Origin of the sequence: Streptomyces sp. NBC_01445 (assembly GCF_035918235.1) — a bacterium.
Classification (GTDB): Bacteria; Actinomycetota; Actinomycetes; order Streptomycetales; family Streptomycetaceae; genus Streptomyces.
The window spans coordinates 4,240,882-4,266,321 of record NZ_CP109485.1 but is presented as its reverse complement, the minus strand read 5'-3'; the positions used below and the strand labels follow the sequence as shown (position 1 = coordinate 4,266,321).

Annotated in this window: 28 protein-coding genes; 17 read left to right on the top strand and 11 right to left on the bottom strand. The window is 71.1% G+C overall.

Annotation, left to right across the window (positions count from 1 at the left end; all coding sequences use genetic code 11):
- Positions 1 to 84: 84 nt before the first annotated feature.
- Positions 85 to 1,188 (top strand): bifunctional succinyldiaminopimelate transaminase/glutamate-prephenate aminotransferase, encoded by a 1,104-nt coding sequence (locus tag OG574_RS19300; protein WP_326774243.1) that lies wholly within the window; start codon positions 85 to 87, stop codon positions 1,186 to 1,188.
- 94 nt (positions 1,189 to 1,282) lie between these two features.
- Here the strand turns inward: OG574_RS19300 and OG574_RS19295 are convergent, their stop codons facing one another.
- The gene (locus tag OG574_RS19295; protein ID WP_100596620.1) at positions 1,283 to 1,741 is read right to left on the bottom strand and encodes an ATP-binding protein; all 459 of its coding nucleotides are present in this window, start codon (positions 1,739 to 1,741) and stop codon (positions 1,283 to 1,285) included.
- A 300-nt stretch (positions 1,742 to 2,041) separates the two neighbouring features.
- On the bottom strand, positions 2,042 to 2,968 hold the full coding sequence (locus OG574_RS19290; RefSeq protein ID WP_326774242.1) for a heavy metal transporter: 927 nt from the start codon (positions 2,966 to 2,968) through the stop codon (positions 2,042 to 2,044).
- A 62-nt stretch (positions 2,969 to 3,030) separates the two neighbouring features.
- Here OG574_RS19290 and dapE point away from each other — a divergent pair, with 62 nt between their 5' ends.
- Entirely contained in the window at positions 3,031 to 4,110 is a 1,080-nt protein-coding gene (dapE, locus tag OG574_RS19285; RefSeq protein ID WP_326774241.1) for a succinyl-diaminopimelate desuccinylase, read from the top strand.
- Between the two features lie 73 nt (positions 4,111 to 4,183).
- Positions 4,184 to 4,933, top strand: coding sequence for a TIGR00730 family Rossman fold protein (locus tag OG574_RS19280; protein WP_100596623.1), 750 nt, complete (start codon positions 4,184 to 4,186; stop codon positions 4,931 to 4,933).
- A gap of 18 nt (positions 4,934 to 4,951) precedes the next feature.
- Here the strand turns inward: OG574_RS19280 and folP are convergent, their stop codons facing one another.
- Complete coding sequence (gene folP / locus OG574_RS19275) at positions 4,952 to 5,812, bottom strand: dihydropteroate synthase (RefSeq protein WP_100596624.1); 861 nt, start codon at positions 5,810 to 5,812, stop codon at positions 4,952 to 4,954.
- 150 nt (positions 5,813 to 5,962) lie between these two features.
- On the opposite strand from folP, the gene OG574_RS19270 reads away from it, so the two are divergent.
- Together OG574_RS19270 and OG574_RS19265 are read left to right on the top strand one after the other, a co-directional pair.
- The gene (locus OG574_RS19270) at positions 5,963 to 6,322 is read left to right on the top strand and encodes a DivIVA domain-containing protein (RefSeq protein ID WP_100596625.1); all 360 of its coding nucleotides are present in this window, start codon (positions 5,963 to 5,965) and stop codon (positions 6,320 to 6,322) included.
- The gene (locus OG574_RS19265; protein WP_100596626.1) at positions 6,319 to 6,912 is read left to right on the top strand and encodes a DNA-3-methyladenine glycosylase I; all 594 of its coding nucleotides are present in this window, start codon (positions 6,319 to 6,321) and stop codon (positions 6,910 to 6,912) included. Before OG574_RS19270 ends, OG574_RS19265 begins: the two co-directional genes overlap by 4 nt.
- A 38-nt stretch (positions 6,913 to 6,950) precedes the next feature.
- On the opposite strand, the gene OG574_RS19260 is transcribed toward OG574_RS19265, so the two are convergent.
- Positions 6,951 to 7,754: an enoyl-CoA hydratase/isomerase family protein gene (locus OG574_RS19260; RefSeq protein ID WP_326774240.1), complete on the bottom strand. Its 804-nt coding sequence runs from the start codon at positions 7,752 to 7,754 to the stop codon at positions 6,951 to 6,953.
- Between the two features lie 311 nt (positions 7,755 to 8,065).
- Here OG574_RS19260 and OG574_RS19255 point away from each other — a divergent pair, with 311 nt between their 5' ends.
- The gene (locus OG574_RS19255) at positions 8,066 to 8,233 is read left to right on the top strand and encodes a DUF3117 domain-containing protein (protein ID WP_003966491.1); all 168 of its coding nucleotides are present in this window, start codon (positions 8,066 to 8,068) and stop codon (positions 8,231 to 8,233) included.
- A 116-nt stretch (positions 8,234 to 8,349) separates the two neighbouring features.
- On the opposite strand, the gene OG574_RS19250 is transcribed toward OG574_RS19255, so the two are convergent.
- On the bottom strand, positions 8,350 to 9,048 hold the full coding sequence (locus OG574_RS19250; RefSeq protein WP_100596628.1) for an O-methyltransferase: 699 nt from the start codon (positions 9,046 to 9,048) through the stop codon (positions 8,350 to 8,352).
- 156 nt (positions 9,049 to 9,204) lie between these two features.
- Between OG574_RS19250 and sigE the strand changes: the two genes are divergently transcribed.
- From sigE to OG574_RS19225, 5 genes are all read left to right on the top strand, one after another.
- Positions 9,205 to 9,978, top strand: coding sequence for an RNA polymerase sigma factor SigE (gene sigE / locus OG574_RS19245; RefSeq protein WP_100596629.1), 774 nt, complete (start codon positions 9,205 to 9,207; stop codon positions 9,976 to 9,978).
- On the top strand, positions 9,975 to 10,931 hold the full coding sequence (locus OG574_RS19240; RefSeq protein ID WP_326774239.1) for a zf-HC2 domain-containing protein: 957 nt from the start codon (positions 9,975 to 9,977) through the stop codon (positions 10,929 to 10,931). Before sigE ends, OG574_RS19240 begins: the two co-directional genes overlap by 4 nt.
- Before the next feature lie 185 nt (positions 10,932 to 11,116).
- A complete protein-coding gene (locus OG574_RS19235; RefSeq protein ID WP_326774238.1) occupies positions 11,117 to 13,069 on the top strand; it encodes a trypsin-like peptidase domain-containing protein in 1,953 nt (650 codons plus the stop codon).
- A 305-nt stretch (positions 13,070 to 13,374) separates the two neighbouring features.
- Positions 13,375 to 13,824, top strand: a complete 450-nt coding sequence (locus OG574_RS19230) for a sec-independent translocase (RefSeq protein WP_326774237.1) — start codon at positions 13,375 to 13,377, stop codon at positions 13,822 to 13,824.
- A gap of 190 nt (positions 13,825 to 14,014) precedes the next feature.
- Positions 14,015 to 14,683, top strand: a complete 669-nt coding sequence (locus OG574_RS19225; RefSeq protein WP_326774236.1) for a hypothetical protein — start codon at positions 14,015 to 14,017, stop codon at positions 14,681 to 14,683.
- A gap of 66 nt (positions 14,684 to 14,749) precedes the next feature.
- Here the strand turns inward: OG574_RS19225 and OG574_RS19220 are convergent, their stop codons facing one another.
- Genes OG574_RS19220 through OG574_RS19210 form a run of 3 tightly spaced genes read right to left on the bottom strand, consistent with a single transcriptional unit; the run spans position 14,750 to position 17,775 of the window.
- Entirely contained in the window at positions 14,750 to 15,883 is a 1,134-nt protein-coding gene (locus OG574_RS19220; protein ID WP_326774235.1) for an Mrp/NBP35 family ATP-binding protein, read from the bottom strand.
- 43 nt (positions 15,884 to 15,926) lie between these two features.
- Entirely contained in the window at positions 15,927 to 16,502 is a 576-nt protein-coding gene (locus OG574_RS19215; RefSeq protein ID WP_326774234.1) for a DUF1003 domain-containing protein, read from the bottom strand.
- Positions 16,489 to 17,775, bottom strand: a complete 1,287-nt coding sequence (locus OG574_RS19210; protein ID WP_326774233.1) for a magnesium transporter MgtE N-terminal domain-containing protein — start codon at positions 17,773 to 17,775, stop codon at positions 16,489 to 16,491. Before OG574_RS19210 ends, OG574_RS19215 begins: the two co-directional genes overlap by 14 nt.
- A 177-nt stretch (positions 17,776 to 17,952) precedes the next feature.
- Between OG574_RS19210 and OG574_RS19205 the strand changes: the two genes are divergently transcribed.
- A complete protein-coding gene (locus tag OG574_RS19205; protein WP_442816833.1) occupies positions 17,953 to 18,702 on the top strand; it encodes a hypothetical protein in 750 nt (249 codons plus the stop codon).
- 19 nt (positions 18,703 to 18,721) lie between these two features.
- Here the strand turns inward: OG574_RS19205 and OG574_RS19200 are convergent, their stop codons facing one another.
- Both OG574_RS19200 and OG574_RS19195 read right to left on the bottom strand, forming a co-directional pair.
- Entirely contained in the window at positions 18,722 to 19,222 is a 501-nt protein-coding gene (locus OG574_RS19200) for a hypothetical protein (protein WP_326778539.1), read from the bottom strand.
- A gap of 92 nt (positions 19,223 to 19,314) precedes the next feature.
- Positions 19,315 to 20,430: a magnesium and cobalt transport protein CorA gene (locus OG574_RS19195; RefSeq protein ID WP_326774232.1), complete on the bottom strand. Its 1,116-nt coding sequence runs from the start codon at positions 20,428 to 20,430 to the stop codon at positions 19,315 to 19,317.
- A gap of 462 nt (positions 20,431 to 20,892) precedes the next feature.
- On the opposite strand from OG574_RS19195, the gene OG574_RS19190 reads away from it, so the two are divergent.
- The 4 genes from OG574_RS19190 (at position 20,893) to OG574_RS19175 (ending at position 23,986) form a co-directional block, all read left to right on the top strand.
- Positions 20,893 to 21,489: a suppressor of fused domain protein gene (locus OG574_RS19190; protein WP_326774231.1), complete on the top strand. Its 597-nt coding sequence runs from the start codon at positions 20,893 to 20,895 to the stop codon at positions 21,487 to 21,489.
- 169 nt (positions 21,490 to 21,658) lie between these two features.
- On the top strand, positions 21,659 to 22,297 hold the full coding sequence (locus OG574_RS19185) for a DUF6758 family protein (protein WP_326774230.1): 639 nt from the start codon (positions 21,659 to 21,661) through the stop codon (positions 22,295 to 22,297).
- 95 nt (positions 22,298 to 22,392) lie between these two features.
- The gene (locus OG574_RS19180; protein ID WP_326774229.1) at positions 22,393 to 23,256 is read left to right on the top strand and encodes a PHP domain-containing protein; all 864 of its coding nucleotides are present in this window, start codon (positions 22,393 to 22,395) and stop codon (positions 23,254 to 23,256) included.
- 124 nt (positions 23,257 to 23,380) lie between these two features.
- Entirely contained in the window at positions 23,381 to 23,986 is a 606-nt protein-coding gene (locus tag OG574_RS19175) for a MarC family protein (protein ID WP_100596641.1), read from the top strand.
- 124 nt (positions 23,987 to 24,110) lie between these two features.
- On the opposite strand, the gene OG574_RS19170 is transcribed toward OG574_RS19175, so the two are convergent.
- On the bottom strand, positions 24,111 to 24,263 hold the full coding sequence (locus OG574_RS19170; RefSeq protein ID WP_165914635.1) for a hypothetical protein: 153 nt from the start codon (positions 24,261 to 24,263) through the stop codon (positions 24,111 to 24,113).
- Between the two features lie 263 nt (positions 24,264 to 24,526).
- Here OG574_RS19170 and OG574_RS19165 point away from each other — a divergent pair, with 263 nt between their 5' ends.
- A complete protein-coding gene (locus OG574_RS19165) occupies positions 24,527 to 25,426 on the top strand; it encodes an NYN domain-containing protein (RefSeq protein WP_326774228.1) in 900 nt (299 codons plus the stop codon).
- The last annotated feature ends 14 nt before the right edge of the window (positions 25,427 to 25,440 follow it).

Genomic DNA, 25,440 nt, shown 5'->3' with positions numbered 1-25,440 from the left:
ACGGCACACCCGCCGTACGGGACCGAGGCGTTTACCCAAGTACGCATGCACGTACGAGAGACACGTACGAAAGAAGTGAGTCAGGTGTCCGCAGTCTCCGACCGCCTTCCCACGTTCCCCTGGGACAAGCTCGAGCCGTACAAGAAGACGGCCGCCGCCCATGAGGGCGGGATCGTCGACCTCTCCGTCGGCACGCCGGTCGACCCGGTGCCCGAGCTGATCCAGAAAGCGCTGATCGCGGCCGCGGACTCGCCCGGCTATCCCACGGTGTGGGGCACGCCCCAGCTGCGGGACGCGCTCGTGGGCTGGAGCGAGCGGCGCCTCGGCGCGCGCGGGTTCACCCACCGCAACGTCCTGCTGATCGTCGGCTCCAAGGAGCTCGTGGCCTGGCTCCCGACGCAGCTGGGCCTCGGCCCCGGAGACAAGGTCGCCTACCCGCGCCTGGCCTACCCGACGTACGAGGTCGGCGCCCGCCTGGCCCGCGCGGACCACGTCTCGTACGACGACCCGACAGAGCTCGACCCGACGGGGATCAAGCTCCTGTGGCTCAACTCGCCCTCGAACCCGACCGGCCGCGTCCTGTCCAAGGACGAGCTGACCCGGATCGTCGCCTGGGCGCGCGAGCACGGCATCCTCGTCTTCTCCGACGAGTGCTACATCGAGCTCGGCTGGGAGGCGGACCCGGTCTCGGTCCTGCACCCGGACGTCTGCGGCGGCTCGTACGAGGGGATCGTGTCGGTCCACTCGCTCTCGAAGCGGTCGAACCTCGCGGGCTACCGGGCCGCCTTCCTGGCCGGTGACGCCGCTGTTCTCGGCGACCTGCTCGAGATCCGCAAGCACGGCGGCATGATGACGTCCGCCCCGACGCAGGCGGCCGTCGTCGCGGCCCTCGGCGACGACGAGCACGTGCAGGAGCAGCGCGGGCGCTACGCCGCCCGCCGCACGGCCCTGCGCGAGGCCCTGGTCAAGCACGGCTTCCGCATCGAGCACAGCGAGGCGAGCCTCTACCTGTGGGCGACGCGCGACGAGTCCTGCTGGGACACCGTGGCGCACCTGGCGGAGCTCGGGATCCTGGTCGCGCCCGGCGACTTCTACGGGCCCGCGGGCGACCGCTTCGTCCGCGTGGCGCTGACGGCGAGTGACGAGCGCGTGGCCGCGGCGGTCGAGCGCCTGAGCCAGGGCGCCTGAGCCGGGCGCCTGAGCCAGAGCTCACGGCACAGCGGAGGGGGCGGGGAGCCTGTCGTCACAGGCTCCCCGCCCCCTTTCACCGGGTGCCGGATGCTCAGCCGAGCGGCAGGCCCTGCGTCGGCAGCTTGCCCGTGGCGGGGAGCGCGCCGGTGGGCAGGCCGCTGCCGAGCGCATCGGTCGGGAGGCCGCCGTCGGTGGCCGTGCCCGCGGTCTGGCCGACCACGTCACCGGCGCTGCCCGCGACGTCACCGGCCGCCTTCTGGGCGGCGGGGGTGGCCGTCTTGGCGCTCCGGCCCACGGCCTTGCCGGCGGTCGGCACGGCCTTCTTCACGGCCTTGCCGGCCGTGTCGCCCGCGAGGCCGCTGACGTTCTGGGCGGCGCCGTCGACGGTGTTGCCGACGTTCGCGCCGTCGAGCGCGGTGAGGCTGCCCACGTTCGGGGTGGCCGGGAGGTCTACGGCGCTCGCGGATCCGGCCGCTCCGACCACGGGAGCCGCTCCCGCTGCGATCAGCAGCGCGGCACGGGCGATCCGGCGGGTCAGGGGGAGGGACATTGATGCTCCTTAGACGGGAGAGAACGGTGGTGTCCGGCGTCGGGTGCCCGGCGCTCGGACGCAGTGACTACCGCTCGAAGGTCGCGAAGGTTTCGCTCGCGCAACGTAAAGAGTTGGCAATGTGTCGCATTATCATCTGCGGCGAAAAACGGGCAAACGCCACGCGCTCCGCGAGGGCGTAAAACGCCTACGCCCCTTTGCCCGCAAGGGAATTCCGCATATGCCCACGGGTCCTGCGAAGAACCGCGAGGGGCGTCGTCCGCAGCTGACGTACATCGCCCGATCGAGCTATCAACCGCACTACTGCGCGGTGACGATCCGGACCTCTCCGAGGCCCTTCCCGGCCCCCGCCGCGGCCTGCGCCGCCGCCCCGCTCCACTTGCCGCCGGCGTCGCCCGCGATCCAGTCGCGGCCCGCGTAGGACACCCGCTCGATGCGCAGCGCCGAGGAGTTGGCCACCGCCCAGTGCGCCAGCTCCCAGCCGCGCTGCCGCTCCCCGCCCTCGGCCGAGTCCACCGTGGCGGGCACCGGGACGGTCACGTCGTGTCCGCCCGCGCCGGCCGCCGGCGATACCTCGCGCCCGAAGTCACGCACCAGCGCCTCCCGCACCTTCGCGGGATCGCCCGGCTTCCTGACCTCCGTGCCGCTCGGCCGCCCTTCGCAGGTCAGCGACGCACCCGCCCGGCCCGTCAGCGCCGCGGCGAGCAGCGTGGCGTCCGGCTCGTGCTTCGCGTAGGCCTGCGGATAGCCGCTGCGCTGCACCCGCTGCGCCGCGACCGTCAGAGGCAGCCGCGAATAGCCCGGAATCTTGTCCAGGTGCTCGTAGAACCGCCCCGCCGCGTACACCGGGTCCATGATCTGCGCCTGCGTGCCCCAGCCCTCCGACGGGCGCTGCTGGAACAGGCCCAGCGAATCGCGGTCGCCGTGGTGGATGTTCCGCAGGCCCGACTCCTGGAGCGCGGTCGCGAGCGCGATCGTGACCGCGCGCTCGGGCATGCCGCGCGAGGTGCCGACGGCCGAGATCGTCGCCGCGTTCACCGCCTGCTCGGAGGTGAACTCGTAGGACGCGCCGTCGCCGTTCCCCGAGACGACCGTGCAGCGCGGGGCCGGTCTGCCACCCGAGACGTACTGGACGATCAGATACGCGGCGACAGCGAGCAGCACCACGACGGCCGCCCCGATACGGAGGAGACGGCCGCGCCGGACGAGGGTGGGGGGCTCAGGCACGCGTCAAAGGTACTGGAGGCCACCGACAGGGCCCTCGGCCGCCGGGCATTAGGGTCGACACCATGGACCTCACCGCCCTTGACCTCACGCGGGACGCCGCGCTGCTCACCGCCCAGCTGGTCGACTTCGCGTCGCCGAGCGGGCAGGAGAAGCCCCTCGCCGACGCCATCGAGACGGCCCTGCGCGCCCTGCCGCACCTCACGGTCGACCGGTACGGCAACAACATCGTCGCGCGGACGAACCTGGGGCGCGGCGAGCGGGTCATCCTCGCCGGGCACATCGACACGGTCCCGATCGCGGACAACGTCCCCTCGCGCCTCGACGAGGACGGCATCCTGTGGGGCTGCGGCACCAGCGACATGAAGTCGGGCGTCGCGGTCCAGCTGCGCATCGCGCAGACCGTCACCGAGCCCAACCGCGACCTCACGTTCGTCTTCTACGACAACGAAGAGGTCGCCGCCCACCTCAACGGTCTGGGACATGTGGCCGAGGCCCACCCCGACTGGCTGGAGGGTGACTTCGCGATCCTCCTGGAGGGCACCGACGGCGAGGTCGAGGGCGGCTGCCAGGGCACCCTGCGCGTCATCCTGACGACCAAGGGGGAGCGGGCGCACTCCGCGCGCGCTTGGATGGGGTCCAACGCCGTCCACAAGGCCGCCCCCATCCTGGAACGCCTCGCCGCGTACGAGCCCCGTAAGCCCGTGGTCGACGGCCTCCAGTTCCACGAGGGTCTCAACGCCGTGCGCATCGAGGGCGGCGTCGCCACGAACGTCATCCCCGACGCCTGCTCGGTCACCGTCAACTTCCGTTACGCACCCGACCGCAGCGCCGAGGAGGCCGAGGCCTTCGTCCGGGACTTCTTCGCCGGCTGCGACATCGACGACTACGTGGTCGACGACCACACCGGCGGCGCGCGCCCCGGCCTCGACCACCCTGCCGCCGCCGCGTTCATGGCGGCCGTCGGCGGCAAGGCCCGCCCCAAGTTCGGCTGGACGGACGTCTCCCGGTTCAGCGCGCTCGGCGTCCCCGCCGTGAACTACGGCCCCGGCGACCCGATCTTCGCCCACAAGAGGGACGAGCGCGTGGACACCCGCAGGATCCTCGCCGCCGAGGAGCGGCTGCGCTCCTGGCTCACGGCCTGACACTCCGGGGTCCCCCGCACGTAACCCGCGTAGACCTACCCTTGCTGCACGTACGCAGTGGAGGGAGCAGCGAATGAGCAACCCCGAGGGCAGGAAGCGTCCCAAGGAGCAGCGGCTCGGCCCGGTGATCCGTCGCCACGACCAGGTCCAGTCGAGCACCACCGATCAGCGCCTCCTCGACTCCGAAGGACCCTCCGAGTGGGTGCACACCGATCCCTGGCGGGTCCTGCGCATCCAGTCGGAGTTCATCGAAGGCTTCGGCACGCTCGCCGAACTCCCGCCCGCCATCAGCGTGTTCGGCTCGGCCCGCACACAGCAGGACTCGCCGGAGTACGCGGCCGGAGTCGCCATCGGCAGAGCGCTCGTCGAGGCAGGGTTCGCGGTCATCACGGGCGGCGGGCCCGGCGCGATGCAGGCCGCGAACCAGGGCGCCGTCGAGGCCAAGGGCATCTCCGTGGGCCTCGGCATCGAGCTGCCCTTCGAACAGGGCCTCAACCAGTACGTCGACCTCGGCCTGAACTTCCGCTACTTCTTCGTCCGCAAGACGATGTTCGTGAAGTACGCGCAGGGCTTCGTGGTCCTGCCGGGCGGCCTCGGCACCCTGGACGAGCTGTTCGAGGCGCTCACCCTCGTCCAGACCACGAAGGTCACGCGCTTCCCGATCGTCCTCTTCGGGACGCAGTACTGGAGCGGCCTCGTCGACTGGCTGAAGAACACCGTCATCGCCCAGGGCAAGGCCTCCGAGGCCGACCTGCTGCTGTTCCACGTCACGGACGACGTGGACGAGGCGATCGCCCTCGTGACCAAGGAAGTCGGCAAGTAGGCGCCTGAGAGCGGGCGCCTAGGCGAGCCCTCGGCGGGCGACCGCCGGGGGCCGGTGGCCGGCGATGGTGGCGACCATGTCGAGCACCTGCCTGGTCTCGGCCACCTCGTGGACCCGGTACACCTGCGCGCCCAGCCACGCCGACACCGCCGTCGTGGCCAGCGTCCCGATCACCCGCTCCTTGACCGGCCTGTCGAGCGTCTCGCCGACGAAGTCCTTGTTCGACAGGGACACCAGGACCGGCCAGCCCGTCTCCACCATCTCGCCCAGCCTGCGCGTCGCCTCCAGGCTGTGCCGGGTGTTCTTGCCGAAGTCGTGCCCCGGGTCGATGAGCACGGACTCGCGCGGCACCCCCAGCGCGACGGCCCGCTCGGCGAGCCCCACGGTCACGTCCAGGATGTCCGCCATCACGTCGTCGTACGCGACACGGTGCGGGCGCGTACGCGGTTCGGCGCCGCCCGCGTGCGTGCAGACCAGGCCCTTCCCGTAACGCGCCGCGACCTCCGCCAGCTTGGGGTCGACGCCGCCCCACGCGTCGTTCAGGACATCGGCGCCGGCCTCGCAGACTGCCTCGCCCACGTCGTGCCGCCAGGTGTCGACGCTGATGACGACGTCCGGGAAGCGGCGGCGCACCTCGGCCACGAAGCCGACCGTGCGGCGGGCCTCCTCCTGCGCGCTCACCTCGTCGCCGGGGCCCGCCTTGACCCCGCCGATGTCGATGATCGCGGCGCCCTCCGCCACGGCCTGTTCGACCCGGGTGAGAGCGGGCTCGTCGTGGAACGTCGAACCCTGGTCGTAGAACGAGTCAGGGGTCCGGTTCACGATCGCCATGATCACCGGCTCGTGTGCGCCGAACTCGCGCGGGCCAAGCCTGAGCATCCCCTGTGACTCTCCTTGTGGCTGCTGTGAAACCTGTCGACCGGTCGCCTGCGACCTTAACTGTCACACCCTCATGGCACGATCGGACCCTGACAGTTTCCGGACCGGGATCGGGACCGGATCCGGGCTTCGAGCCAGGGGACAGCGAAGATGGTCATGTTCTTGTTTCTGGTCGTCGCGCTCGTCGTGGTCGTCGGCGCGGTGACACTCGCCGTGCTCGGCGGCGGCGAGAGCGGGGCGCTCCCGGAGGCGCCGCCCGAGCAGTTCACCGACCCGCTGCCCCACGACCGGCCCGTCGGCCGCGCCGACGTGGAGGCCCTGCGCCTGCCCGTCGCGCTGCGCGGCTACCGCATGGCAGAGGTGGACGACGCCCTCGGGCGGCTCGGCGCCGAGCTGGCCGAGCGGGACCAGCGGATCTCCGACCTCGAGATCGCGCTGTCGGGCGCGCGGGCCCAGATGCGACCCCAGGGACCCGGTTTCGGCCGACACCCCGGAGAGGGCCACCAGTGAGCGACGAGAGCGCCGGCGGCGCCGTACCGGGCCCGGACGGGGCGCTGCGCTGCCCGTGGGGCCTGTCCACCGAGGACTACGTGAAGTATCACGACGAGGAGTGGGGCCGCCCCGTCCACGGCGACGACGCGCTGTTCGAGCGGGTCTCCCTGGAGGCGTTCCAGTCCGGCCTGTCCTGGATCACGATCCTGCGCCGCCGCGAGGGTTTCCGCGCCGCGTTCGCCGGATTCAAGATCTCCGACGTGGCCGCGTTCACGGACACCGACCGCGAGCGGCTCCTCGCCGACGAGGGCATCATCCGCAACCGCGCCAAGATCGACGCGACGCTGGCCAACGCGCGCGTGCTCGCAGACTGGCCCGAGGGCGAGCTCGACACCCTCATCTGGTCGCACGCCCCGGACCCGGCCGCCCGCCCGGCGCCGCGCGTCATCGGAGACGTACCCGCGATCACGGACGAGTCGACAGCCCTGTCCAAGGCGCTCAAGAAGCGCGGCCTGCGCTTCGTCGGCCCGACGACGGCGTACGCGCTCATGCAGGCCTGCGGCCTGGTCGACGACCATCTGGTGGACTGCATGGCCCGCAAGCGCTGAGGACGGACCTCACACACGCCACGGGCCACGCACGCGTCCTACCGGCCCAGGTACTTGGGCTTCTCCTTGGCGATGAACGCCTGGACCGCGATGGTGTGGTCCTCCGACGCGCCCGCCCTCGACTGGAGTTCGTCCTCCTTGTCGAGGGACTCGTCCAGGGTGTGACCCGCCGCGAAGGCGAGGGACTCCTTCAGCGCCGCGTACGCCAGCGTCGGACCCTCTGCCAGCGAACGCGCCAGCTTCCGCGCCTCCTCGGCCAGTTCGGCCGCGGGCACGACCCGGTTCGCGATCCCGAGCTCGTACGCCTCCTGCGCCTTCACCGAGCGCGGGAACAGCAGCAGGTCGGCGGCGCGCCCGGGGCCCACGACGCGCGGCAGCGTCCAGGACACCCCCGAGTCCGCGGTCAGGGCGACGCCCGCGAAGGACGTGTTGAAGGCAGCCGTGTCCGAGACGATCCGGTAGTCGGCGGCGAGCGCGAAGCCGAAACCGGCCCCCGCGGCAACACCGTTGACCGCGGCCACGACGGGCTTCGGCATCTGCGTCAGGGCCCGCAGGATCGGGTTGTAGTGCTCGCGCACGGTGTTCATGGTGCGGCCCGTGCCCGCCTCGCGGTCGGCCATCAGGGAGCCCACGTGCTCCTTCAGGTCCTGGCCCACACAGAACGCCCGGTCGCCCGCGGCGGTGAGCAGCACGGCCCGTACCGCACCGTCCGCCGCGGCCGCCTGCGCCGCGTCCCGGAAGGCGACCTTGGACTCGGTGTTCATCGCGTTCATCGCCTCGGGGCGGTTGAGCGTGATGGTCGCGAGCCCGTCGCTCACCTCGTAGAGAACGCTGTCGGCCATGGAACCCTCCAACTGGTGCCGCTCGGTCGTCGTCAGTGCTCAGCATGACGGAGATCACGGTGTGCGGCGGAGCCCGCGCATGTGACCTGTGTCAAAGAAAAAAGTCTCGGCGGAGTCGTGAAGGACGCGCAGTATCGCAGTCACAGCGCCGAATTGAGTGGTTTTGCTCAAGCGCGTTGTGCAAGCGATGCAGACCGAAGTTGGTCATCGGGTCCCGCGATGCGGGATAATGGCCAAGAAGCAATGTGTTCGATGCCGGTGACACCTGGGTTGTCGGCTGCGATGAGCTGGTTTCAGGAAGGGGAACGAGCATGGCGGCCATGAAGCCGCGGACGGGCGACGGCCCGCTCGAGGTGACCAAGGAGGGGCGGGGCATCGTCATGCGCGTTCCGCTCGAAGGCGGCGGTCGGCTTGTCGTCGAGCTGACTCCGGACGAGGCCGATGCACTCGGCGATGCCCTCAAGAAGGTCGTCGGCTAACGCGGAAGCGACCATACCTGTCGACTGCCCCGGTACCGCAAGCGGTGCCGGGGCAGTCGTGTATCCACAGGTCAGAGCATGTATAGAAGATCATTTACGGGGCTGGGGACGCGGCGTCAGCGCTTGACGGCGCAGAGCAGCCCGTCGCCGACCGGGAGCAGCGAAGGCACCAGATCCTGCGCCTCACGCACCGCCCGCAGCAGCTCCCGCATCCGCAGGACCTCCACCGGCTGGGGACCGGAATCGACCGTCCGGCCGTCGGCGAAGACGCCCTCGAAACAGACGAGCCCGCCGGGACGCAACAGGCGCAACGATTCAGCGAGGTAGTCGAGGCACTCGGTGCGGTCACCGTCGCAGAAGACGAGGTCGTAGCCGCTGTCAGCGAGCCGCGGCAGCACGTCGAGGGCCCGTCCGGGGATGAAACGCGCCCGATTGCTCGCGAATCCGGCGGCGCGGAACGCCTCCCGGGCGAACTGCTGTCGCTCCGGCTCCGGATCCACCGTGGTCAGGACGCCGTCGGGCCGCATGCCGTGCAGCAGATGGATTCCGGACACCCCGGTCCCCGTGCCGATCTCGGCCACCGCCTTGGCGCCCACGGTGGCAGCGAGCATCCGCAGCGCGGCGCCCGCGCCGGGGGACACCGGGCGGGTGCCGGCCTCACGGGCCCGGTCCCGGGCCCAGCGCAGCGCGTCGTCCTCGGCGACAAAGGCGTCGGCGAACGCCCAGCTCGTCTGCCGGTTGCCGGTAATGGCCCTCTCCTGTCCCCGTGGTTGCCTGCGCGTGACTGTATCCGTTGGTGGCGGGAACTCGCAGATGGGACCGGGCGTTTAAGAGGACAGGAGAGAACGGCGTGGGAAAGAGCGCGGGGGTGGCCGGTGGACCGACAGACCAAACAGCGCAGGCGAAGCGCCCGGCGCCCTCAGGCAAATCTCAGTAAAAACGCTTATCCGGAGCTAACGGGCGAGGTGGCTATGGTAGGGGCTCCACTGGACACCACCAGAGCTGACAGGGGAGGTGCGGCTGCGCCTGTGGATCGGGGAGGAGTGCTGCGGCGCTTTCTCAGGTCGGCGGGTGAGCCGAAATCCGTGACCAACACCGCTGACCGTTCCAACGCCGCCCGTCCCGCGCAGACCGCGACCTTCGCAGCTGATGCGGAATCGCAGGCGTGGACTCCCCCGACCTGGGAGGAGATCGTCAGCACGCACAGCGGCCGGGTCTACCGCCTCGCCTACCGTCTGACGGGTAACCAGCACGACGCCGAGGACCTCACACAGGAAGTCTTCGTCCGCGTCTTCCGCTCGCTGTCGACGTACACGCCCGGCACCTTCGAGGGCTGGCTGCACCGCATCACCACGAACCTCTTCCTCGACATGGTGCGCCGCAAGCAGCGCATCCGCTTCGACGCCCTCGGGGACGACGCGGCCGAGCGCCTGCCGAGCCGCGAGCCGTCGCCGCAGCAGGTCTTCCACGACACGCACTTCGACGCGGACGTCCAGCAGGCGCTGGACACCCTCGCGCCCGAATTCCGTGCGGCCGTCGTCCTGTGCGACATCGAGGGCCTCTCGTACGAGGAGATCGCCGCGACCCTGGGCGTCAAGCTCGGCACGGTCCGCAGCCGGATCCACCGCGGCCGCTCGCAGCTGCGCAAGGCCCTGCAGCACCGGTCGCCCGAGGCACGCGCCGAGCGTCGCTCGCTCGCGGCCACGGGCGTTCCCGCGCTTGGAGGAGGGGGCACGACCGCGTGAGTGGATCACGTCCGGACCCCGCCGAGCGGCAGCTCTCCGAGCAGCATCTCGGAGACCGGCTCGCCGCCCTTGTCGATGGCGAGCTGGGCCATGACGCCCGCGAGCGGGGACTCGCCCATCTGGCCACCTGTCCGAAGTGCAAGGCCGAGGCCGACGCACAGCGGCGACTGAAGAGTGTCTTCGCCGAGGCGGCACCGCCGCCTCCCACAGAGAGCTTCCTGGCCCGTCTCCAGGGGCTCCCCGGGGGAGGTGACGACTCACACGGCGGCGGCACCCCGTTCGGCGGGGAAGGACTCGGCGGCAGAGGCTTCGGGAACGGAGTCTTCGGAGTAGACCCCGACCCCTTCGGCTACGCCCCGACCGGCCGCCACAACGCACTGCTCGCCAGCGCCCCCGCCGTGGAGCGCGGCTTCCGCATCCATGAGGTCGGACGCGGTGACGCCGACCGCGCGGCCACCCGCGGGCGCCGCTTCGCGTTCGCCGCTGCCGGTGCCGTGTCGCTCGCCGCGATCGCGCTCGGCGGCGTCTCCACCGGCGTTCCCGCCGACACGGGCGGTGACGTCCGGGGCGGCGGTTCGGGCAGCAACGCGACGCCATTGCGCTCCCAGAGCGCCGGCGTCGCCACGGCGGCCGAATCACAGCGCCGCCGGAACATGTCGCCGATGCTCGGACAGCGGGCGGGCGGCGCGCTGAACGCACCGGTCGCCGCCACGGAGTCGGGCGCACCCCTGCTGTCCGGCATGGCCACGCAGCCGGGCGCGCAGAGCGCCGTCTACCCGCTCGCGGCCCCGCTCCTCAGCGGGACCACGACGCTGTCTCCCCTGATACGTCCCTCCACATCCGTCCCCGCATTCGAAAGCCCCGGGTCGAGCCCGGAGACCGGCCCCGGGGCCGGCCTCGCGGCGGCCCCCGCGGCGTCGACCTCCGGCACGCCCACAGCCTCCGCCCGCTGACCCTGCCCTCTGCTGACCCTGCCCTCTGCGCGCCGGTCCGCGAACCTGGTTGAATCCATGGTGAGCGGCCGCGCCCGCCGGGCGATCCCGGAGCGCGGCGCCGACAGGCGGTCCGACTGGGGCGATCGCCGTGTGGCTGCCCGCGGGTCGTTGCCGCGGGCCAGGTGTGGGGAGAGCGGCGGAAGATGGACGAGGGGAAGCCCACAAAGGCGAAGTGGTGGAGCCGCCCCCGGCCCAACGGGGGCGCTCCGCGCGATGACGGGGACTTCGAGCTGGCCCAGCCGGCGGCGATGCCTGCGGCGGGCTCGGGGGATGCTGGGGCCGAGGCCGAGTCCCCGTCGGGAGCCGGTACCGCAGACGCGCTCGTCGGGAGCGGTGAAGCTTCGGGTGGCGGGGCGTCGGTTGCGGGCACTCGTGCCGGTACTGAAGAGGGTTCCGGTCACCGTGGTGCCGTTGCCGATGTCCCGGCTGCCGAAGATCCCAGTGATCCCATTCCGGGTGCTGATGCGGTTGTGGCCGAGGGACCTGCTGGGGTGCCCGGTGAACCCGTAACGGCTGATCAGGGTGCCGTGCCGCAGGCGCGGCCGCGTCCTCTGCATGCACCGGATCCCTACGGCACGCCGCCTTACGGTGAGCCCGGTCCCTGGGCGCCCGCGCCGCCGGTGCAGCACCCGGCCGCCGCCACGCCCGCGCAGGGCACGGCCATGCCGTCCCCTGCCCACAGCACGCCCGTGCCGCCGGAGCACGGCACACCGCCGCCGTACGCGGGCGGACCGATACCCCACGCCGCCCCGTACGCCCCGCACCCTGCCGCAGCCGCTCAGCCCGGCCCGCACCCGGCGGATCGCGCACCGGTACCTGTCGAACAGCAGGCGCACCACGGGGCACCGCCGCTCGCGGGTGGCCCGGAGGGGCCTGGTACGGTCCCCGGCGGACCCGGGACCAACCCGCCCCCGCCCGGAGGGCCCTGGCAGCGGTACGACCCCTGGAGAACGCCCGCGCCCGTGGACGGGCGGCGGCGGGGGACCAAGCAGGGGCGGCGGCTGCTGGTCGTCTGGACCGCCGTGGTCGCGCTCGTCGCGGGCGGGATCGGTGGCCTCGTCGGCACGTATCTGGAGCGCGACGGCTCGTCCGCCGACGTGGAACTGCCGCAGACCGACGCCGAGTCCGCAAAGCGCGACCCCGACAGCATCGCCGGAATCGCGGCCCGCGCCCTGCCGGGCGTCGTCACGATCCACGTCAGCGGTTCCGACACCCAGGGCACCGGCACCGGTTTCGTCCTCGACGCCCAGGGCCACATCCTCACCAACAACCACGTCGTCGAGCCGGCCGGCAGCAGCGGTGACATATCGGTCACCTTCAGCGGAGGCGAGACCGCCAAGGCCGAGGTGATCGGCCACGACTCCGGCTACGACCTCGCCGTCGTCAAGGTCACCGGCGTGCGCGGGCTCAAGCCCCTCGCCCTCGGCAACTCGGAGAACGTCCAGGTCGGCGACCCCGTCGTGGCCATAGGTGCCCCCTTCGACCTGGCCAACACGGTGACCTCCGGGATCATCAGCGCCAAGGAGCGGCCCATCACGGCCGGCGGCGAGAAGGGCGACGGCAGCGACATCAGCTACGTCGACGCGCTGCAGACCGACGCACCCATAAACCCGGGCAACTCGGGCGGCCCGCTGGTCGATTCGCAGGGCCGTGTCATCGGCATCAACAGCGCCATCCGCTCCGCCGACAGCGGCTCGGACCTGGAGGGCGGCCAGTCCGGCTCGATCGGCCTCGGCTTCGCCATCCCCATCAACCAGGGCAAGCGCGTCGCCGAAGAGCTGATCAACACGGGCCGCGCGACCCACCCTGTGATCGGCGTCACGCTCGACATGGACTACTCGGGTGACGGAGCCCGTGTCGCCACGAAGGGCAACAACGGCGGCTCGCCGGTGAATCCGGGCGGCGCCGGCGCCAAGGCCGGGATCAAGGGCGGCGACGTCGTCACCGCGGTGGACGGGGCGCCTGTGCACTCCGCCCAGGAACTCATCGTCAAGATCCGTTCCCACCGGCCCGAGGACCGCCTGGCCCTGACGGTGGAACGGGACGGCAAGGGGCGCGAGGTGACCCTCGTCCTCGGCTCCGCGGACGGCAGCTGACGGGCGACTGACGGCGCTCGGCAGGCGCTCCGCCATGGCCCCGCCCCGACCTCCGCCATGGCCCCGCCCCGACCTCCGGCGGGGCCGAGCCGGGGCGAGGCCGAGGTCGATCCCGGGCCTCGTCGGGGCCATGTCGCGTCCCTGCCGGAGCGTCGGCCGCAAGCGCTTGTGCGACGGCTGAGCCCAGACGTAGCCCAGTGGCTACCGGACGGACAGCAACGCCGGGTACCGTGGACCCGGTCCGGAACCCGGAAGACCTGCCACGGAGACCTGCTGCGGGCCTGAGGACACGCTAGGAGCGCAAGGTGTTCAACGACATAGGCCCACTCGAGCTGCTGACGCTCGTCGTTCTTGCTGTGCTCGTCTTCGGCCCGGACAAGCTGCCGAAGGTCATTCAGGACGTGACGCGCACGATCCGTAAGATCCGCGAGTTCTCGGACAGCGCCAAGCGGGACATCCGTGAGGAACTGGGCCCGGAGTTCAAGGACTTCGAGTTCGAGGACCTCAACCCGAAGACGTTCCTCCGCAAGCAGCTGGACAACGACGAGCTCGGGCTGAAAGAGATCCGTAACGGCTTCGACCTGAAGAAGGAGATGGCCGAGGTCACGGAGGCCGTGCAGAGCGCGGACGAGTCCTCGTCCGGCTCCGCCGCCGCCGCGTCGTCCGGTTCGGCTCCGGCCAAGATCGACATGCAGAAGAAGCCGGAGAAGCCGGCGGCGGACGACCACCCGCCGTACGACGCCGACGCGACCTGACGCCTGCGCAACCTGACGGCGTCGCGACTCGCCGCCCAGCGCTCCGGCGACCCGCCCCGCGTACCTGCCGGAACCCGGGGTGCCCTGCCCGGGTGTGGCATCCTGCCTTGTTGTTGCGCGGATCGGTGGCGAGGACGCCCGAGGGGGGTGGGCCGCCGCGGTCCGACTGAGCGAGGAGGCGGCCGGGTACATGGAGACGACGAGTCGGGTAGGCGCGCAGGCGCCCGCGGCGGAAGGGGCCCCCGAGGTCCTGACGGCCCGGCGCACGGTCGACGGCTACCTGCTGGCGCCCTTCCCGTGGTACGGCCTCGACGAGGCGTTCACGGGATCGCGGTGGCTGATGCAGGTCGGCACCTCCGCGGAGGGCGCCGTTGAGCACGGTGCCATCGGGCACGGCGACGAGCCCACTGTGCGGAGCGAAGGACCGGCAGGAAGAGACGCCAAGGAGCGGTTCGCGGTCGTGGTGACCGTGGCGGCCAGCCCCGTGCGGCACAGCGCCGACGGTACGGGTGTCCTTGAGGCGACCTCGGTCTCCTCGGCGGCCTGGCTCGCGGGAGTCGGCCTGCTCAACGTCACGTGGCCGGGGCAGATGGACCACACCCTGCGCGACGACTGGCTGGACCAGCAGACCGAGACGGCGTGGACCCTCGCGGACGACCTCGAGAGCGCGGACTGGACGACGCTGTCCCTGCCGGTGGACGGCGTCCCGATGCCGTTCCACTACCGGGAGTCGGAGTTCGGCTGGGTCCTCGCGGGGTCGACGCAGGAGGGCGTGCACCTGGGGGCGTACGGGCGCGGCATGAGCGCGTACGGCCTCGGATTCTCGATGATCAAGGACATCGGCGCCTACGAGGCGTAAGGGCTCCGAGTACGCCGATGGGGCACGGTCGCGATGACCGTGCCCCATCGGCTCAAGCCCAGCGGGTCAGAACTTGTTGCGCGGGGTGATTCCCAGCGACATGCCCGACAGGCCGCGCGCGCGGCCGCCCAGCTTGCCGGCGATGGCACGCAGGGCCGAGCCCGCGGGGGAGTCGGGGTCGGTGAGGACCACCGGCTTGCCCTCGTCGCCGCCCTCGCGCAGCCGGACGTCGATCGGGATGGAGCCGAGCACCGGGACGTTCGCCCCGGTCGTCCGCGTGAGGCCCTCGGCGACGCGCTCGCCGCCGCCCGTGCCGAACACGTCGACCATCTCGCCGCAGTGCGGGCACGGCAGCCCCGCCATGTTCTCGACGACGCCGACGATCTTCTGGTGGGTCTGGACCGCGATGGAGCCGGCGCGCTCGGCGACCTCGGCCGCCGCCTGCTGGGGCGTCGTGACGACGAGGATCTCCGCGTTCGGGACGAGCTGCGCGACGGAGATCGCGATGTCGCCCGTGCCCGGCGGCAGGTCGAGGAGCAGGACGTCCAGGTCGCCCCAGAAGACGTCGGCGAGGAACTGCTGGAGCGCGCGGTGCAGCATCGGGCCGCGCCACACGACCGGCGCGTTGCCCGGCGTGAACATGCCGATCGAGATGACCTTCACGCCGTTCGCCGACGGCGGCATGATCATGTTCTCGACCTGGGTGGGACGGCCCTCGGCGCCCAGCATGCGCGGCACGCTGTGGCCGTAGATGTCGGCGTCCACGACGCCGACCTTCAGGCCGTCGGCGGCCATCGCCGCCGCGAGGTTCACCGTCACCGAGGACTTGCCGACGCCGCCCTTGCCGGACGCCACCGCGTACACACGGGTCAGCGAGCCGGGCTTGGCGAAGGGCACCTCACGCTCGGCCGTGCCGCCGCGCAGCGCGGCGGCGAGCTCCTTGCGCTGCTCGTCGCCCATCACGTCCAGCGTGACGTCGACGCGCGTGACGCCCTCGACGGCCGCGACCGCGTCGGTCACGTTCTTCGTGATGGTCTCGCGCATGGGACAGCCGGAGACGGTGAGGTACACGGTGACCGCGACCGCGCCATCCGCGCCGATCTCCACAGATTTGACCATCCCCAGCTCGGTGATGGGTCGCTGGATCTCGGGGTCGTTCACCGTCGCCAGTGCTTCGCGCACCGCGTCTTCCGTAGCCATACGCCGATAGTACGGCGCGGTAACCCTTGTCCGGAAAGCCCTGTCAGTGGTCGTCTACGTCACGTCGGTGACCCGCGTCGGAAGAAGAGCCCGCCGGGAAGGTGACGCGATGGTCCTCCAGCTCCTTGAGCAGGTCCTGGAGTTCGGAGCGGATCCAGTCGCGGGTGGCGACCTCGCCGAGGCCCATGCGCAGGGCGGCGACCTCGCGGCTGAGGTACTCGGTGTCGGCGATGGACCGCTCGTTCTGCTTGCGGTCCTGTTCGAGGTTGACCTTGTCGCGGTCGTCCTGCCGGTTCTGCGCGAGCAGGATGAGCGGAGCGGCGTACGAGGCCTGGAGCGAGAGCATCAGGGTCAGGAAGATGAACGGGTACTGGTCGAAGCGCAGATTGCCCGGCGCCGAGACGTTCCACACGACCCACGCGATGATGATCACCGTCATCCAGACGATGAACCGGCCCGTCCCCAGGAAGCGCGCGATCCGCTCCGAGAGGCGTCCGAAGGCCTCCGGGTCGTAGTCGGGCAGCAGCTTGCGGCGCGGGGGGCGCGGCAGGTCGAGCCGGAAGCGCGGCGCCCGCGCGGCCTCGGGACGGCCGTCCCGCTCGCGCTCAGCCGGCGCCATGGCTCACCTCCCCGTCGGCCAGGTGGAACTCCTGCTCACGCCAGTCCTCCGGCAGCATGTGGTCGAGGACGTCGTCCACAGTGACCGCGCCGAGCAGCGAACCGCTCTCGTCGACGACGGGCGCCGCCACCATGTCGTAGGTCGCGAAGAACCCGGCGACGACCGGGAGCGCGGCGGACGGCGCGAGGGCCTGGAGGGCCTCGTCGAGCATCGACGAGACCAGCGTGTACGGGGGATCGCGCAGCAGCCGCTGGAAGTGCACCGTGCCGAGGTACTTGCCGGTGGGCGTCTCGTCCGGCGGCCGGCAGACGTACACCTGCGCGGCGAGCGCGGGGGAGAGGTCGGGGTTGCGGACCCGGGCCAGCGCGTCGGCGACGGTCGCGTCGGGCCGCAGCACGATCGGCTCGGTCGTCATCAGACCGCCCGCCGTCCTTTCCTCGTACGCCATCAGGCGCCGCACGTCGGCCGCGTCAGAGGGCTGCATCAGCGCGAGCAGCCGCTCCTTGTCGTCCTCGGGCAGCTCGCGGAGCAGGTCGGCCGCGTCGTCCGGGTCCATCTCCTCCAGGACGTCGGCTGCGCGCTCCTCCTTGAGCTTGCCGAGGATCTCGATCTGGTCGTCCTCGGGCAGCTCCTCGAGGACGTCCGCGAGGCGCTCGTTCGTGAGGGCCGACGCGACCTCGGCACGGCGCTTGGGTGAGAGGTGGTGCAGGACGTTGGCGAGGTCGGCTGGGCGAAGCTGCTCGAACGTGGCGAGGAGGTTCTCGGCGCCCTGCCCGTGCTCCTCCAGCGAGAACCCGTCGACGGCCGACCACTCGACGGTGAGCGTCTCGCCCTTGGCGCGGCGGAACGCGCCGCCGCCCTTGCCCTTCCGTACGAAGACCCGGTCGATCTCCCAGTCCCTGCGCGCCGGCAACTGCTGGATGGAGACGTCGAGGACCGTCACCTCCTCACCGGACTCGACGAGCCGCACCCGCCGGTCGAGCATCTCGCCGAGGACGAGCCGCTCGGTGGGCCGCTGCTCGAAGCGCCGCACGTTCAGTACGCCGGTGGTGATGACCTGGCCGGACTCGATGCCGGTCACGCGGGTCATCGGCAGGAAGATGCGGCGCCGCGTGGAGAGCTCCACGACGAGCCCGAGCAGCCGGGGCGGGCGGCGGCCGACGCGCAGCATGGCGACGAGATCGCGGACGCGCCCCACCATGTCGCCGTTGGGGTCGAAGACGGCGATGCCGGAGAGATGCGAGACGAAGATCCGGGGGGCGCCTGCCGCCATGCGCCGCGCCTCCTTTGCATCCGCATTTGTCCTGAAGGTGTGTTTCAGGCTAGCCCGTCCCGGTCCCGTGCGCCTTTGCGCTGCGTCCGGACGGACTGGCTCCGTTCACCGCAGGTGACACGGGTACGCTGCCGTTCTGCCGCCGAGCAAGACGTCGTACGAGAGGTAGCGCGAGCCGTGACCGTACTTCCCCTGGCCCGCCGTTCCCATGGGATTTTTCTGGTGGGAGTGATGTGCCTCGGGCTCGCGGCGTGCAGCAGCGAGGATCCGGACGCGGGCACGAACGGCGTCGCCAAACTGACCGCCCCGAAGATCCAGAGCCGCACCGTCAAGGCCGCGCAGGGTGCCGGGGCCGTGCATCTGTCCGGCACGGTCGTCAGCAGCGGACACTCGTACAAGATCGACATGCGGCTCAAGGACGAGGGTGGCACGGGATCCGTCACGACGGCCGGCCGGACCTTCCAGCTGCTGCGGGTCAAGGAGCACCTGTTCCTCAAGGCCGACGCGGACTTCTGGACGCACCAGGGCAGCAAGGGTTCGGGCGGCACGGCGCAGGGGGACACGGCCGCCGCGGACAAGCTCGACGGCAAGTACGTCAAGGTCCCGCAGGGCGACCCGGCCTACAAACGCCTGAGCGGCTTCACCGTCAAGGGCGCGCTCCTGGACGGACTGCTCACCCTGCACGGCAAGGTGGAGAAGGGCGACCGGGGTTCGGCGGGCGGCGTACGCACGGTCGAACTCACCGGCGACAAGGGCGCAGGCGGCACGCTCGACGTCTCCCTTGAGGGCACCCCGTACCCGCTGCGCCTGGAGCGGGCGGGCGGCGCCGGCACGCTCCAACTCGCCGACTGGGGCAAGGACTTCACGCTCCGCGAGCCGGGCAAGGGCGAGATGGTGGACTACGGGGCCCAGCTCCCGACGTCCTGAGGCCCTCTTGAAACGGCCCTTACTTCCCGCGCCGCTTGCGGCGCAGCAGGAGGTGGGGGAGTGCCGCGGGGGCCTCGCGGCGGGTGGTTGCCGTGGTGGCGAGCGGTGCGGCGGCCAGCGCGTCGGACGACGGCGGGACCGTGGACCCCGTCGGCTCCAGGCGGAGCACCCGGCACTCGCGTGCCCAGCGCTCCGGCATCGCCTCGCCGTCCGGCGCGTTCAGGCGCTTGCCCTTCAGCTCGGCGACAGCCGCCTCCCAGCCCTCGGAGTGCGGGGCGAGCTCGACGACGCCGGCCGTCCAGCTCACGAGGCGCCCGCCCTTGTCCTTGCTGCGCACGGTGACGGTCGCCGCCCCGCCGTCGGTGAGGCCGGGCAGAGGCTGCTCGCCGGGCCCGTCGCCGACCAGGTTCGCCGCGCCCTCGTGCCATACGTGCCACAGGGCGCGCTCGGGGCCGGAGGCACCTCGTACCCAGATGAGGCCGGACTTCTTGGTGGCCTCCTCGACGAGGGCCTGGTCCATCAACAGGTCCGCCGCGGAGCGGCCCGTCGAGGGGTGGTGGTCGGGAGAGGGGCTGGCCTGATCCGTCATGGGCGTCAGCCTATCCGCGCGACTCAGAGCCACCCGTTCCGCTTCAGGATGCGGTGGATCGCGAAACAGGCGCCGACCGTGACACCGAGGACGAGCGGGTAGCCGAACCGCCAGTGGAGCTCCGGCATGTGCTCGAAGTTCATCCCGTAGACGCCACAGACCATCGTCGGTACGGCGATGATCGCTGCCCAGGACGTGATCTTGCGCATGTCCTCGTTCTGCGCGACGGACGCCTGCGCGAGGTTGGCCTGGAGGATGGAGTTGAGCAGTTCGTCGAAGCCGACGACCTGCTCCTGCACGCGCGCGAGGTGGTCGGCGACGTCACGGAAGTACTTCTGGATGTCCGGGTCGACGAGCCGCATCGGCCGCTCACTCAGCAGTTGCATGGGCCGCTGGAGCGGCGCCACCGCCCGCTTGAACTCCAGGACTTCGCGCTTGAGCTGGTAGATCCGCCCGGCGTCGGTGCCGCGCGGAGCGCCCTTGCCCGTCTGCGAGAAGACGTCCGTCTCGACCTCGTCGATGTCGTCCTGCATCGCGTCGGCGACGGCGAGATAGCCGTCGACGACGTGGTCCGCGATGGCGTGCAGGACGGCGGAGGGGCCCTTGGCGAGCAGCTCGGGGTCGTCCTGGAGCCGGTGCCGCAGCGCCCGCAGCGAGCCCTGGCCGCCGTGCCGGACGGTGATGAAGAAGTCCCGCCCGGTGAAGCACATCACCTCGCCGGTCTCCACGACCTCGCTGGTCGCGGTGAGTTCGGCGTGCTCGACGTAGTGGATGGTCTTGAAGACGGTGAACAGGGTGTCGTCGTAGCGCTCCAGCTTGGGACGCTGGTGGGCGTGGACGGCGTCCTCGACGGCGAGCGGGTGGAGCCCGAACTCGGCCGCGATACCGGCGAATTCGGACTCGGTCGGCTCGTGCAGCCCGATCCAGGCGAAGCCGCCCTCGCGGCGCGCCTTGCGGATCGCGCCGGCGGGCGTCAGGCAGTCGTTGTCGTGGAGGCGGGCGCCGTCGCGGTAGACGGCGCAGTCGACGACGGCCGTGGGCGTCGACGGGTCGCGGGTGGTGTCGTACGGGGCTGACGTGCTGCCGGTCTCGCGCGGCGCGGGGCGGACAGCGGCACGCAGGTCACGGATCATCGACATGGGCAGGCTCCTTCGCGGGCGGGAGCCGCCGGTGGCCATACGGGTCGGCGCTAACCGGAATGAGGACGTCCTGACTGCGGATCCTGTGTGCACGTCCACAAAGCGGGGAGCACCGCGACCGGCGCGGTGGCGGCTTCGCTACTGATTCAGATCAGGCGGAAACGAAGTGCTCTTCCGTGGTGCGCAGACAGACTGGAGCGTGCGCGGAAAGCCGGGAAAATGCGGCTCAGTGGCCGGAAGAGCGGGTGGTACTGCACGGTCGACTTCGGTCCATTGCAGCCCCACCTCCTCCAGCCGGTCCCCCGTGAGGGACGACGTCTCATCCCTCGCAGGGGACGCATATAGGTCAGGGGCTTGAAAGCAACGCTTGGCGTGCTGCCCCTACCAGCGGCCAAGACTATCAGCCGACTGAAGAAGCGAGCCCACCCTCTACCCATTGGATACGAGTTCTATGCTCGCGACATGGGAGATGTTCTTGCTCTGGTCGAGGCCCGACTCCGTACGGCTCTCGGTGAACCGGACGCGCGCGCCGCGGTCACGTTCCTCGGCACCGACCGCATCGAGGTGCTGCGCTTCACGGACGCGGCGGACACCGGCCTCGTGCGCTACGCCACGCTCGGTATGTCGGCCGCCCCCATGGCCGACCCGACGTCCGCGCTCGCCGACCCGCTCAAGGGCCCGCGCGCGGAGCTCGTGCTGTCGGTGCGCACCGGCCGCGCCGACACCGACAAGGTGCTGCGCCCGCTCGCCGTACTCGCCGCGTCGCCGCAGGTCGAGGGTGTCGTCGTGGCCGCGGGCGCCTCGCTCGACGTGGGTGAACCCCTGTGGCCCGGCGCCCCGTTCACGTCGGTGCTCGTCGCGGAGTCCGGGGGCCTCGTGGAGGACCTGGAACTGGACGATCCGCTGGATCCCGTACGGTTCCTGCCGCTGCTGCCGATGACGCAGAACGAGGCGGCGTGGAAGCGGGTGCATGGCGCTGCCGCCCTGGAGGAGAAGTGGCTGAACAGTGGAACGGACCTGCGGGATCCGCTGCGCAAGTCCGTGCCGCTCGACCAGTGACCAGCGCGCGAAGTTCGCACGGAGAGCGTGGGCGTACACACGCAATGAATTGGCCCAGCTAACTACTGCAGACTGCATCTAATTTTTCCGGGGAAGTGCTGTGACGTCCCGCCCCCGGAAGGGTGATCGTCCTTGACGCAGTGGGAGTCGGGGAGGACCGTTGGGCCTTATGAGGGGCGAACCCAGTTGCCCGAAGTGTGGTGGCCGGGTCAGGGCTCCCGGCCTCTTCTCCGACTCCTGGCAGTGCGACGTGCACGGGGCGGTGCATCCGCTGCAGCCCGTGATCCCGCCCAGCGTCGAGGCGCTCACCGTCGTGGCGCACCGCGCCCAGGTGCCGGTGTGGATGCCGTGGCCGCTGCCCGTCGGGTGGCTCTTCACCGGAGTGGTCAGCGCGGGCGACGACCGCACGGGCGGCAGGGCGACCGCGGTGGCGTGCTCGGGCCCCGGACCGCTCGGCGGCGTGGGGGAGATGCTGCTCGTCGCGGAGGAACTCGGCGTCGGCCTCGGCGCCCGGTACGCGGGCATCGACGGCCCCGACCCCGGCCCGTACATGACGGTCGAGAAGCCGCCCCAGGCCAAGGTCCTCGCCGCCGGACGCCCGACCCCGATGTGGCACGTCTCGGGCGCGCCCGACGACCGTGCGGTCTTCGCGGGCGAGGCGTGCGGGCTGTGGGTGTGGGCGATCGTGTGGCCCGAGCAGACCGGGCTCCTGATGTACGACGAGCTGGTCCTGACCGACCTGCGCGACGTGGGCGCCGAGGTCGACCTGGTGCCCTGCGGCGCGCTGTCGCCACGCATCCTCACGTAAGGGGTCATACCGGGAGGCGACGGTGACGGGAGCGCTCCGGATCCCCGTTATCCTTGAGCGTCCCCTTCCGTCCGTTCAGAGCCTGGAGTACGCGCGTGCGCATCGATCTGCACACCCACTCCACCGCCTCCGACGGCACGGACACCCCGGCCGAGCTGGTCCGCAACGCGGCCGCCGCCGGTCTGGACGTCGTCGCGCTCACCGACCACGACACGAGCCGCGGTCACGCGGAGGCCGTCGCCGCGCTGCCGGCCGGACTCACGCTCGTCACCGGCGCCGAACTCTCCTGCCGCCTCGACGGCGTAGGCCTGCACATGCTGGCCTACCTCTTCGACCCCGACGAGCCCGAGCTGCTGCGCGAGCGCGAGCTGGTACGGGACGACCGGGTGCCGCGCGCGCAGGGCATGGTCACCAAGCTCCAGGACCTCGGCGTGCCCGTGACCTGGGAACAGGTCGCCCGCATCGCCGGCGAAGGGTCCGTCGGCCGCCCGCACGTCGCGGAGGCCCTCGTCGAACTCGGCGTCGTCGGATCCGTCTCCGACGCCTTCACGCCCGACTGGCTCGCCGACGGCGGTCGCGCGTACGTGGGCAAGCACGAGCTCAACCCCTTCGATGCGATCCGCCTGGTCAAGGCCGCGGGCGGGGTCACCGTCTTCGCGCACCCGGCGGCCGTCAAGCGCGGGCAGGTCGTGCCCGAGTCGGCGATAGCGGACCTGGCCGCGGCCGGACTCGACGGCATCGAGACCGACCACATGGACCACGAACCGGCCACGCGGGCCCGCCTGCGCGGCCTCGCCGCCGATCTCGGCCTCCTGGCCACGGGCTCCTCCGACTACCACGGCAGCCGGAAGACGTGCGTACTCGGCGAGTTCACCACCGACCCCGAGGTGTACGGGGAGATCACGCGCCGGGCGACCGGGGCGTTTCCCGTGCCGGGGGCGGGCGGAACCACCGCGTAACCCGCGCCCTGCCGCGATCCGGCGGGCCGCTCCCCTCCATGCCCCGGTGCGGGCTCACGCACCGCACCCCCACGCACAACGCGTCCCGGCTGATCCCGCGGACCCCACTCGCAAGGCCACACCCGTGTTCGATGTCGCTGTTTTCGGATCCCTTTTTCTCACGCTGTTCGTGATTATGGACCCCCCTGGGATCACCCCGATCTTCCTCGCGCTCACCGCGGGCCGGCCCGCCAAGGTGCAGAAGCGGATGGCCTTCCAGGCCGTCTGTGTCGCCTTCGGCGTCATCGCGGTGTTCGGGCTCCTGGGTCACCAGATCCTCGACTACCTGCATGTCTCCGTCCCCGCGCTCATGATCGCGGGCGGCCTGCTGCTGCTCCTCATCGCGCTCGACCTGCTCACCGGCAAGACCGACGAACCGAAGCAGACCAAGGACGTGAACGTCGCGCTCGTGCCGCTCGGCATGCCGCTGCTCGCGGGCCCCGGCGCGATCGTGTCCGTCATCCTCGCCGTGCAGAAGGCGGACAGCGCCGCGACGCAGGTGTCGGTGTGGGCCGCGATCGTCGCCATCCACGTCGTCCTGTGGTTCGTGATGCGCTACTCGCTGCTGATCATCCGCGTCATCAAGGACGGCGGCGTGGTCCTGGTGACGCGCCTCGCGGGCATGATGCTCTCCGCGATCGCCGTGCAGCAGATCATCAACGGCGTGACCCAGGTGATCCAGGGCTCCTGACACCGAGCCCTCTGGCGCCGAGCCCCCGCCCCGCGCACGCAAAAGAGCCCCCGTACGGATCTCGTACGGGGGCTCTGAAGCGTCTTATTCGATTACGTACGGTGTATCAGGAGTCGTCGTCGCGTTACGAGGCCGGCGACTCGGCCGGGCGGATGTAGAGGCGCTGCCCTATGGCGGCCGCCTGCTGAACGATCCGGTTGACGGAGGCGGCGTCCACGACGGTGCTGTCCACGGCGGTTCCGTCGACATCGTCGAGTCGCATGATTTCGAAGCGCATACCCGCTTCTCCCTTCGTCTGGTCATCCTCCTGGAGGAGAACTACTGGTACGGGGCAACAGTCTTGCCCCGTCGAACGGCCAGGCGGTTGCCTGACCGTTAAGAGTGGATTGCGCGGCTTCAGTGCCGCGCCTTCTGAAGAGATCAACGAGTTGCCCCCAGCAAACATTCCCTACGCTAAGGAAATTTTTCGCGAGGCTAATTACCCGCGGGTAGTGGGACCGGTTGTGTTCGCAGCGTGACGGCCGGGACAATGGGCCGCATATGAACGACGACCTGACGGCCATCCGCGCGGAGCTCGACCGTACGAACGAGCTGCTCAAGCGCATGCTCGCCGAAGTGGCCAAGACCCCGTCCACCCACGCGATCTTCGTGGACGCCGGATACCTCTACGCCGCCGCCGGCCGCCTCGTCACCGGGACCGAGGACCGCAGGGCCTTCGACCTCGACGCCGAAGGCATCGTCGACGCCCTCATCGACAAGGCCCGCACGATCTTCGCGGACAGCCGGCTGCTGCGCGTCTACTGGTACGACGGCGCCCGGCGCCGCATCCACACGAACGAACAGCAGTCGATCGCCGAGCTGCCCGACGTCAAGGTCAGGCTCGGCAACCTCAACGCCCACAACCAGCAGAAGGGCGTCGACTCCCTGATCCGCACGGACCTCGAGTCGCTCGCCCGGCACCGCGCCATCAGCGACGCCGCGCTCATCGGCGGGGACGAGGACCTCGTCTCCGCGGTCGAGGCCGCACAGGGCTACGGCGCACGCGTCCACCTGTGGGGCATCGAGGCGCCCGAGGGCGCCAACCAGGCGGACCCGCTCCGGTGGGAGGTCGACAGTCAGCGCACGTTCGACCTGGCGTTCTTCAAGCCGTACGTGTCCCGGCGCACCGCCACGGCGACGTACGAGAACGCGGGCACGCCCCGCCCCTCGCGGGAGGACGTGCGCTTCGTCGGCGCGCAGATCGCCGCGAAGTGGCTCGCCGCGCGCGGCAGGGAGTCACTGGTGGAGCTGCTGCCGGGGCACCCGTATCTGCCCGGGCCCGTCGACCAGGAGCTGCTGGTCGAGGCGGAGGCGCTGCTGCAGTACTCGCTGCGGGGGCAGTCCGATCTGCGGCGCGCCCTGCGGGACGGCTTCTGGAGCCATCTCCAGGCGCAGTACTAGTACGGCGCCCTCCG

Excerpts from the sequence above, each read along its gene's own strand:
- OG574_RS19200 (WP_326778539.1), bottom strand. The coding sequence starts at position 19,222 with ATGGACCAGGCCCTCGTCGAGGAGGCCACCAAGAAGTCCGGCCTCATC.
- OG574_RS19255 (WP_003966491.1), top strand. The coding sequence starts at position 8,066 with ATGGCGGCCATGAAGCCGCGGACGGGCGACGGCCCGCTCGAGGTGACC.
- OG574_RS19295 (WP_100596620.1), bottom strand. The coding sequence starts at position 1,741 with ATGTCCCTCCCCCTGACCCGCCGGATCGCCCGTGCCGCGCTGCTGATC.
- sigE (WP_100596629.1), top strand. The coding sequence starts at position 9,205 with ATGGTAGGGGCTCCACTGGACACCACCAGAGCTGACAGGGGAGGTGCG.
- OG574_RS19215 (WP_326774234.1), bottom strand. The coding sequence starts at position 16,502 with ATGGCGCCGGCTGAGCGCGAGCGGGACGGCCGTCCCGAGGCCGCGCGG.
- folP (WP_100596624.1), bottom strand. The coding sequence starts at position 5,812 with ATGCTCAGGCTTGGCCCGCGCGAGTTCGGCGCACACGAGCCGGTGATC.
- OG574_RS19220 (WP_326774235.1), bottom strand. The coding sequence starts at position 15,883 with ATGGCTACGGAAGACGCGGTGCGCGAAGCACTGGCGACGGTGAACGAC.
- dapE (WP_326774241.1), top strand. The coding sequence starts at position 3,031 with ATGGACCTCACCGCCCTTGACCTCACGCGGGACGCCGCGCTGCTCACC.
- OG574_RS19225 (WP_326774236.1), top strand. The coding sequence starts at position 14,015 with ATGGAGACGACGAGTCGGGTAGGCGCGCAGGCGCCCGCGGCGGAAGGG.
- OG574_RS19260 (WP_326774240.1), bottom strand. The coding sequence starts at position 7,754 with ATGGCCGACAGCGTTCTCTACGAGGTGAGCGACGGGCTCGCGACCATC.
- OG574_RS19235 (WP_326774238.1), top strand. The coding sequence starts at position 11,117 with ATGGACGAGGGGAAGCCCACAAAGGCGAAGTGGTGGAGCCGCCCCCGG.
- OG574_RS19170 (WP_165914635.1), bottom strand. The coding sequence starts at position 24,263 with ATGCGCTTCGAAATCATGCGACTCGACGATGTCGACGGAACCGCCGTG.
- OG574_RS19185 (WP_326774230.1), top strand. The coding sequence starts at position 21,659 with ATGAGGGGCGAACCCAGTTGCCCGAAGTGTGGTGGCCGGGTCAGGGCT.
- OG574_RS19280 (WP_100596623.1), top strand. The coding sequence starts at position 4,184 with ATGAGCAACCCCGAGGGCAGGAAGCGTCCCAAGGAGCAGCGGCTCGGC.
- OG574_RS19165 (WP_326774228.1), top strand. The coding sequence starts at position 24,527 with ATGAACGACGACCTGACGGCCATCCGCGCGGAGCTCGACCGTACGAAC.
- OG574_RS19190 (WP_326774231.1), top strand. The coding sequence starts at position 20,893 with ATGGGAGATGTTCTTGCTCTGGTCGAGGCCCGACTCCGTACGGCTCTC.
- OG574_RS19270 (WP_100596625.1), top strand. The coding sequence starts at position 5,963 with ATGGTCATGTTCTTGTTTCTGGTCGTCGCGCTCGTCGTGGTCGTCGGC.
- OG574_RS19195 (WP_326774232.1), bottom strand. The coding sequence starts at position 20,430 with ATGTCGATGATCCGTGACCTGCGTGCCGCTGTCCGCCCCGCGCCGCGC.
- OG574_RS19210 (WP_326774233.1), bottom strand. The coding sequence starts at position 17,775 with ATGGCGGCAGGCGCCCCCCGGATCTTCGTCTCGCATCTCTCCGGCATC.